At 70.6% G+C, this 7,418-nt stretch carries 8 protein-coding genes; 3 read left to right on the forward strand and 5 right to left on the reverse strand.

Annotated elements, in window-relative coordinates; all coding sequences use genetic code 11:
• Nucleotides 1-19 precede the first annotated feature (19 nt).
• Both ABTZ89_RS32530 and ABTZ89_RS32535 read left to right on the forward strand, forming a co-directional pair.
• The gene (locus ABTZ89_RS32530) at nucleotides 20-1,453 is read left to right on the forward strand and encodes an FAD-dependent oxidoreductase (RefSeq protein ID WP_351051982.1); all 1,434 of its coding nucleotides are present in this window, start codon (nucleotides 20-22) and stop codon (nucleotides 1,451-1,453) included.
• Entirely contained in the window at nucleotides 1,450-1,938 is a 489-nt protein-coding gene (locus ABTZ89_RS32535) for a nuclear transport factor 2 family protein (protein WP_351051985.1), read from the forward strand. The genes ABTZ89_RS32530 and ABTZ89_RS32535 overlap by 4 nt, the downstream gene beginning before the upstream one ends.
• Before the next feature lie 5 nt (nucleotides 1,939-1,943).
• Here the strand turns inward: ABTZ89_RS32535 and ABTZ89_RS32540 are convergent, their stop codons facing one another.
• The 3 genes from ABTZ89_RS32540 to ABTZ89_RS32550 form a co-directional block, all read right to left on the reverse strand.
• Complete coding sequence (locus ABTZ89_RS32540) at nucleotides 1,944-2,657, reverse strand: IclR family transcriptional regulator (protein ID WP_270952351.1); 714 nt, start codon at nucleotides 2,655-2,657, stop codon at nucleotides 1,944-1,946.
• A gap of 110 nt (nucleotides 2,658-2,767) precedes the next feature.
• Nucleotides 2,768-3,898 (reverse strand): DmpA family aminopeptidase, encoded by a 1,131-nt coding sequence (locus ABTZ89_RS32545; protein WP_351051988.1) that lies wholly within the window; start codon nucleotides 3,896-3,898, stop codon nucleotides 2,768-2,770.
• Nucleotides 3,895-4,554: a TetR/AcrR family transcriptional regulator gene (locus ABTZ89_RS32550; protein WP_351051991.1), complete on the reverse strand. Its 660-nt coding sequence runs from the start codon at nucleotides 4,552-4,554 to the stop codon at nucleotides 3,895-3,897. The genes ABTZ89_RS32545 and ABTZ89_RS32550 overlap by 4 nt, the downstream gene beginning before the upstream one ends.
• A gap of 216 nt (nucleotides 4,555-4,770) precedes the next feature.
• On the opposite strand from ABTZ89_RS32550, the gene ABTZ89_RS32555 reads away from it, so the two are divergent.
• Nucleotides 4,771-6,093: an APC family permease gene (locus tag ABTZ89_RS32555; RefSeq protein WP_351051995.1), complete on the forward strand. Its 1,323-nt coding sequence runs from the start codon at nucleotides 4,771-4,773 to the stop codon at nucleotides 6,091-6,093.
• Nucleotides 6,094-6,115: 22 nt separating this feature from the next.
• Here the strand turns inward: ABTZ89_RS32555 and ABTZ89_RS32560 are convergent, their stop codons facing one another.
• Both ABTZ89_RS32560 and ABTZ89_RS32565 read right to left on the reverse strand, forming a co-directional pair.
• Nucleotides 6,116-6,697, reverse strand: a complete 582-nt coding sequence (locus tag ABTZ89_RS32560; RefSeq protein ID WP_351051993.1) for a class I SAM-dependent DNA methyltransferase — start codon at nucleotides 6,695-6,697, stop codon at nucleotides 6,116-6,118.
• 149 nt (nucleotides 6,698-6,846) lie between these two features.
• The coding region (locus ABTZ89_RS32565; RefSeq protein ID WP_502949632.1) for a zinc-binding metallopeptidase family protein at nucleotides 6,847-7,418 on the reverse strand (572 nt) is incomplete at its 5' end.

The following is a 7,418-nucleotide window of genomic DNA, read 5'->3' on the forward strand; positions in this document are numbered from 1 at the left end:
AACACATCTGAGGTAGACCATGAGTTACGACTACGACCTCGTCGTCATCGGCGCCGGGGGCGCTGGGCTCGCCGCGGCGGTGTCGGCCGCGCAGCAGGGGCTGCGGGTGCTGGTGCTGGAATCCGAGTCCGAGATCGGCGGGTCGACGCAGCTCTCCGCCGGGATGCTGACCGCCGCGGACACCGGCGTGCAAAAGGCGCTGGGCGTGGACGACTCGCCGGAACGCATGTTCCAGCACTACATGGACCTCAACCAGTGGCGCGTGCTGCCCGGGCCGACGCGGATGTTCTGCGAGCAGTCGAGCTCACTCATCGACTGGCTGCTCGACCTCGGCGTCGAGATCCCCGCCCAGCTGTCCCGGAACGCGCACATGCCCGGGTTGACCCGCGCCGGTGTCGAGGACGTCTGGCGCGGCCACGTCCCGAAGGACCAGGGGTACGGGCTGGTCCAAGCCCTGGACCGCGCCCGCCGGCGGCTCAAGGTCGATCTCGCGCTCGGCAGCCGCGCCACCGATCTGCTGCGCGACGGGTCGGCGGTGCGCGGGGTGGTCGTCGACGACGCCGAGGTCACCGCGCCTTCGGTGGTCGTGGCCAGCGGCGGGCTGGCGCAGAACCCCGAGCTGGTGCGGGAGTACTTCCCGGACGCCGGGATCGCGGGCGACAGCCTGTTCGTGGTCGCCGCCCCGGGCAGCCGGGGCGATCACATCGCGCTGGCCGAGCGGCACGAACTGTCGCTGTTCGGCCACGGCTGGGGGCTGCTGCTGGTCACCGCCGAGTTCCAGCGGTTCCACCACTGGCAGAGCGGATTCCCGCCGGCGTCCCGGATCCACGTCGACTCCGACGGCCACCGGTGCATGGACGAGGACGCGCCGTACGCGGTCAGCCCCGGAATCCTCAAGGACCACGGCGGTTTCGTCTGGGCCGTCTTCGACGAAGCGGCCCGCGCCGGCCTGCCACCCGGCTACGCCGACTGGTCCGCGGACCGGGTCCTCGAAGAAGTGGGCAAAGGCGTCGTCCACTGCGCCGACACGCTGCCCGAGCTCGCCGCCCTGATCGGCGCACCGGCGCGGAACCTGGTCCGGAGCGTCGAGCGGTTCAACGAGCTGTTCGCGCAGGGCCACGACGAGGACTTCCTCCGGCACGAATCGCTGGCGGCCAAGCAGGTCGACCCGCAGCTGCCCCCGGTGTCGACCGGCCCGTTCTACGCCGTCCGGATGCTGCCCGCCGAGCTGGTGTGCACGCACACCGGACTGCGCATCGACAACCGCGCCCGGGTGCTCGACACCGAAGGCCGAGCGGTTCCGGGGCTGTACGCGGCAGGTGAGGCGGCCGGCGGGATCCTCGGCGAACGCTACGTGGGCGGCGGGAACTCCGTGGCCCACGCCCTGGTGCTCGGCCGCCTCGCCGGGCAGCAAGCAGCACTGCGGCTCAACGGGACGGAGAACACCGAATGACCACATCGGACGATCGGGTCGCCATCGAGCAGGTCCTCTACCGCTACGCGCGAGCGGTGGACCGCCTCGACTACGACGGCATCCGCGACTGCTACTTCCCGGACGCCATCGACAACCACGGCGGCTACCACGGGCCGGTCGACGGGCTCGTCGAGGACATCCGGCGGCGGCATACCACGATCGACTCGTCCCAGCACTTCATCAGCAACGTCCTCGTCGACTTCACCGACGACGACACAGCCGAAGTCGAGTCCTACTGCCTCTGCTACCTCAGGCAGGCGCCGGTCGGCGGTGCGACCGAGCAGGAGCTGGCGATCATCCGGTGCCGCTACGTGGACCGGTTCGAGCGGCGCAGCGGCCGGTGGCGCATCGCCGACCGGGTCGTCGTCTTCGACGAAGTCCGCGCGCAGACCATCACCGACGGCCTCGACCCCGGCTGGGTCCGGTCCAGGAGGGACACCGCGGATCCGGTCTACCGGCGGTGATGACCTCAGCGCACCCGCGAGCGCGACGCGAACAGCTGCGCGCTCACCTCGCGCGCCGCCTCCACCACCCGCGGGGCCACCTTCTCGACCGCAGCGGGATCGACCAGCGACACACCGATGCTGACCTCCGACATCGTCGGAGGGGTCTCCACCCGCACCGAAACCCCGATGACACCGGGGATCACGTGACCGGTGGAAACGGCGTAGCCCTGCTCACGAGCGGCCACCACCTCGGCAGGGTCGTCATCGCGGGGCGGCCGACCCGCCAGGATCGCAATACCGCCCGAGCCGCGGTCTATCGGGTGCCGCTGGCCCGTCCGGAACGCGATGTGCGCCGCGGCGAGCCGCGGCTCGACCACCAGCACCGCCTGCACCTCGGCGTCGCCGACCGGCACCATCAGGTTCGCCGTCGCATCGACCGCGTCGGCGAGCCCCGCCATGACCGGGTAGGCCAAGCCGCGCAGATCGCTGTCCACCGCCGACGCCAGCTCCACGAGACCGTAGGCCAGGTGGTACCGCTTGTCCTCGGTCCGCCGGACCAGGTTGTGCGCGGTGAGCGCCTCCAACATCCGGTGCAGCGCATTGCGGTTGAGCTCCAGCGAGCGCGCCATCTCGGTCAGCGTCTCGCCGTCCGGCCTCCGGGCGAGGTGCCAGAGGACCCGGATTCCCCGGTCGAGCGTCTGGGCCCCCGAAACCGAGGATCCCCGGTTGTCTTCCACGCTCACCCGCCTCGCCGATCGCAGTTCCCCACCAATCCTATCCAACCCGCCACAACGATCCGCTCCCCGAGCATCCCGGCACGCGCGGAGCGGCCTCCGCGCGGCGTTCGTCAACCGACGTCGAGCCGGACGCCCGAATCGCGCAGCAGCTCGACGAGCCGGTCGTGCGGCAGGGCCGGAGTGCGGTGGCCGTCCCGGCCCACCATGTCCGCGTTGGCGATGAGCGAGTTGAGGACCGCCTCCTCGGTGGCCTGCACGGTGGCCTCGTAGAACGGGTTCATGCGACCCCACGGGACGAACCGGAGTTGTTCGTAGGCCGGTCCGCCGGCGGCCATGGTGCTGGTGAGAGCACCCGCGTTGGCCGTGGAGAAGGCGAGGAAGAGGTCGCCGGAGAAGTGGCTGCCGGTGGTTCCGGTGCGGGCCAGGCCGAGCGGCACCCGGCGGGCGAGCGCGGTGCACTGGCCGGGCAGCAGCGGTGCGTCGGTGGCCACCACGACGATCACCGAACCGGCACCAGGCGCGGCGAACCGGTCGGCCTCCTCCATCGGGTTGTCCGCCAGCAGCTGGTGGCCGACCGGCGCTCCGGCCACCACGAGTTCCCGGCGGGCGCCGAAGTTGGCCTGGACGAACACGCCGACGGTGTACCGGTCCGATTCGTGCTCCACGACGCGGGACGCGGTGCCGCTGCCGCCCTTGAAGGCGTAGCAGTTCATCCCGGTTCCGCCGCCGACCGAGCCCTCCTCGATCGGACCGGACCGGGCCGCGTCCACCGCCGCCACCGCGTGGGCGGGTTGCACGTGGGGGCCGTTGATGTCGTTGAGGTAGCCGTCCCAGGTCTCCCCGACCACCGGCAGCAGCCACTCGCGGGCCAGCTCGGGCCGGTTCGCCACCACCCAGTCGATCAGTCCACGGTGGACCGGACCGATCGCGTGGGTGTTGGTGATCGCGACCGGCAGCGTCAGCGAGCCGGTCTCGTCCAGCCACGCGGTCCCGGTCATCTCCCCATTTCCGTTGAGGGAGTACCAGCCCGACGCGCACGGAGTGGCGACCCCGGCCCGGCCGCGGGGCAGGACGGCGGTCACCCCGGTGCGGACGCCGTCCCCGTCGATCAGGGTGGTGTAGCCGACCTCGACACCGGGAACGTCGGTGACCGCGTTGCACGCACCGGGCGTACCGTCGAACGGAATCCCCAGGGCACGTGCCCGGAGCAGCCCTCCCGGAGTGCGGGTGCGATCGGTCATCGGGTATCTCCTCGTGGCCGGAGGCGGGTCACCTCAGCGTCATCCGGATCAGCGGTCAGCTCAGCGCAGCCTGTGGCGCCGCGTGCGTAGGAAAGGATCAGCTCGAACGCGCGCTGCGGGGGCATCACCGCGTTGCCGGCCAGGATCTCCAGGCCGTACCCGTTCTCCAGGCACACCAGGTTCGCCGCGATGTCGGCGACCGGCGCCGTCAGGTCGAAATGCCCCTGGGCCCGGCCTATCTCGAGGATGGCGCCGTACATGGTGACCTGCCGGCCGAACAGGCTCTCCACGATCACCGAGTACACCGAGTCCTGGCGGACCGCGGTCGTGAACTCGTAGAGCACGTTGACCAGTTCGTCGTCGGCCCGCCACGGGATGCCCGCGCGCGCCGCCGCGACCAGCTTGTCCCGCGCGTCGTCCATTGTGGATATCAATGCCGCGCGGTCGGTGCAGAACCGCTCCACCGCCTGCCGGAACACCTCCCGCAGCAGCTCGGACAGGTCGGGGTAGTAGTAGTGGACCGAACCGCGGACCACGCCGGCCTGCTCGGCCACATCGGCTACCCGCAACGTGGCCAGGCCCTGACGGCCGACGGCCCGGGTGGCCGCGGCGACCAGATGCTCGCGCCGCACCGGTTTACGACTGGGACGTGCCATCCTCGAATTATCTGGCACTCACGCCAGTCGAGTCAAACATGTTGGTTCCCCAGCTATTGACATCGGCTCGCCCATCTTTGACTCTTGCGCCAAATAACTGGTGCGGAAGGTCGAGGTGACCGATGACCGGAGAAGTCACACCACGGACCGAAACCCCCCGAGCAGCCACCTACCAGCAATCTCTCCCGCTCGCTGACCTTCCGGGAGAACATCCTCATCACGCTCTCCGCGGTGACGCCCGCGTCGAGCGTTTTCATCATCATTCCGTCGGTGATCCGGGGAGTCGGCGGCGCTTCCGCGATCGCCTTCGCCATCGCCGCCGTCGTCGGCATCTCGGTGGCGCTGTGCTACGCCGAACTGTCCAGCGCATTTCCCATCACCGGCGGCGAATACGCGTTCGTCGCGCGGACCGTCGGCAAGTCCACCGGGTTCGCCCTCTACCTGCTGACCATCGTCTCCGGCATCCTCATCCTCGGAGTGATCGCGAGCGGGACCGGCGACTACCTCGGCGTGGTGTGGTCCGCCCTGGAAGGCCGGTGGGTGGGTCTCGTGGTCATCGTGGCCACCGGGTTCATCGCCGTGCTGGGCATCCGCACGAACGCCTGGGTCACCGGCATCTTCCTGACCCTGGAACTGCTGGCGCTCGTCGTCCTGGCGGTGCTCGGCTTCGTGCGCGTCGACCAGCCGGTCTCCGTGCTGTGGACCGCCCAGCAAGCGGGCGCAGGCAGCACGCTGACCGCCGCGTCCGCGGGATTGGTGGTCTCCTACACCGCGATCGCGATCTTCGCCTACAACGGCTACGGCGCCGCCGTCTACTACGCCGAGGAAACCCGTCAGGCCACGCGGACGATCGGGCGGGCGACCCTCTGGTCGCTGGCGATCACCGTGGTCGCCGAACTCGTCCCGCTGGTGGCCGTGCTGCTGGGCACGCCGAGCATGTCGGAGCTGGTCAGCGCCGACTCGCCGATGAACTACTTCCTGCTCGCCCGCGGCGGACCGGTGGTGAACACGATCGTCAGCCTGGGCATCGCGATCGCGGTGATCAACGCGGTGATCGCGATCATGCTGCAGCTCGGCCGCAGCCTCTACTCCTCGGCCCGCGACGGCTCCTGGCCCGATGCCGTCAACCGCCCGCTGACCTGCATCCACCCCCGGCTGCGCACCCCCGTCGCGGCGACCCTGGTGGTGACCGCGCTGGGCTCGCTGGCCTACTGGCTGCTGCCGTTCGAAGTGCTGCTGCTCGGTTCCGGAGCCAGCCTGGTGATCACCTACGTGCTGGTCGGGCTGGCCGCGCTGGTCGGCCGGATCCGCGGCCGGACCAGCCGGGCGGCCTACCGGATGCCCGCCTGGCCGCTGCCCCCGCTCCTGCTGCTGGCGTCCATGGTGGTGGTCCTCGGCGAAAACCTGCTCAACGACTGGGTTCCGGTGACGATCGCGGTCGGCATCCTCGTCGTCGGATACGTCTACTACTACGGCTACATCCACCCCCGCCGCGACGAGCGCTGGACGCTGCCCGACCCGATCGACGAGGACGCCTGAGCGGATTCGGGCCGGACGGGGTTCAGCGGGTGTGGACCGACACCGCGTAGTCGCCGTCGGTGAAAGGAGCCCGGTCCCAGGTGGCGAACCGGTCCGCCAGCGCCAGGCCGACCGCTGCGGCGTGGGCGTCGTAGTCGGTGATCCCGTAGCCGCGGTCGAGGCTGAAACCGGCGACGAGCACGCCTCCGGGGCGCACGTGGCGGGCCACGCTGGCCACCAGTGCCGCTTGGGTGCCGGGGCGGGTGAACAGCGGGACGTTGCCGGCCATGACGACCACGTCGAAGGTCCGGCCGAGGTCGAGCTCGACCAGATCGGCTTCGATCCACGAGATCTGCGGGGCCCGCTGGCGGGCGGTGGTCAGCATCGAGCGGTCGAGGTCGGTGCCCACCACCTCGATGCCGTGCCGGGCCAGTTCGATGGCCACGCGGCCCGTCCCGCAGCCGGCGTCGAGGACGTTCGACGGAGCGAAGGAACGGACGAAATCGGCTTCGCCGTGCACGTCCGCCCCGGAGGCCGCGAGCGCGTCGAAGCGCCGCTGGTAGTCGTCGCCGTCCCACTCGGCGGGTCCGTTCGAAGCGATGTCGCGTCCGGTTCCTTGAGACATCCTCCGATCCTCACATCCCGGTGACACCGGCCCGCAACTGCCCGGTGCACCGGGCTCATACCTGTCCGGTGCACTGGACGGGAACGGGCCATCCGTGTCCACAAGAGACACTGACGTTCCGAACAGCGGCTGATCGTCGCCGAGCCCGGTCAGGCGACCGTGCTGCTGGCCCGGTCCGCACCGGTCCAGGCCAGCGCGACCGCTCCGTCGAGCAGAGCTCGTTCGGCCTGCGGACCGACGCAGTGCGCGGCGAACTCGTGCTGGTGGTTGGTGGCCGGCAGCGAGCCGATCCCGATGTAGGGGTGGATGGCCGGCACGACCTGCGACACGTTGCCCATGTCCGTCGACGCCCGGTTCATCCGGCCCGCCAGCCCGTCCGGGGCGAACTCCCGGCCCAGGTGCAGGGCGTTGGCCCGGTACGCCGCGAGCGCGCGCTCGTCGGTGCGGAACTCGGCGTAGGGCTTGCTCTCCGCCTCGATCTCCAGCGTGGTGCCGGTCGCCAGGGCGCCCGCTTCGAAGCAGCGCATCACCTTCGGCTCGATCTCGGCCAGCTCGGCCAGGGTTTCCGCGCGCACGTACCACCGCCCCGAGGAGGTTTCGGGGATCGCGTTGGGTGCCGAGCCCGCCGAGGTGACGATCCCGTGCACCCGCGAGCTCGACGGGAGCTGCTGGCGGAGCAGGCCGATGGCGACCTGGGCGACGGTGAACGCGTCGGCGGCGT

Origin of the sequence: Saccharopolyspora sp. NPDC002686, from assembly GCF_040295745.1 — a bacterium.
In the GTDB taxonomy this organism is placed as follows: domain Bacteria; phylum Actinomycetota; class Actinomycetes; order Mycobacteriales; family Pseudonocardiaceae; genus Saccharopolyspora; species Saccharopolyspora oryzae.

Bases quoted from the DNA above. Each gene is read 5' to 3' on its own strand.
- ABTZ89_RS32545 (WP_351051988.1), bottom strand. From the start codon at position 3,898: ATGACCGATCGCACCCGCACTCCGGGAGGGCTGCTCCGGGCACGTGCC.
- ABTZ89_RS32530 (WP_351051982.1), top strand. From the start codon at position 20: ATGAGTTACGACTACGACCTCGTCGTCATCGGCGCCGGGGGCGCTGGG.
- ABTZ89_RS32550 (WP_351051991.1), bottom strand. From the start codon at position 4,554: ATGGCACGTCCCAGTCGTAAACCGGTGCGGCGCGAGCATCTGGTCGCC.
- ABTZ89_RS32560 (WP_351051993.1), bottom strand. From the start codon at position 6,697: ATGTCTCAAGGAACCGGACGCGACATCGCTTCGAACGGACCCGCCGAG.
- ABTZ89_RS32535 (WP_351051985.1), top strand. From the start codon at position 1,450: ATGACCACATCGGACGATCGGGTCGCCATCGAGCAGGTCCTCTACCGC.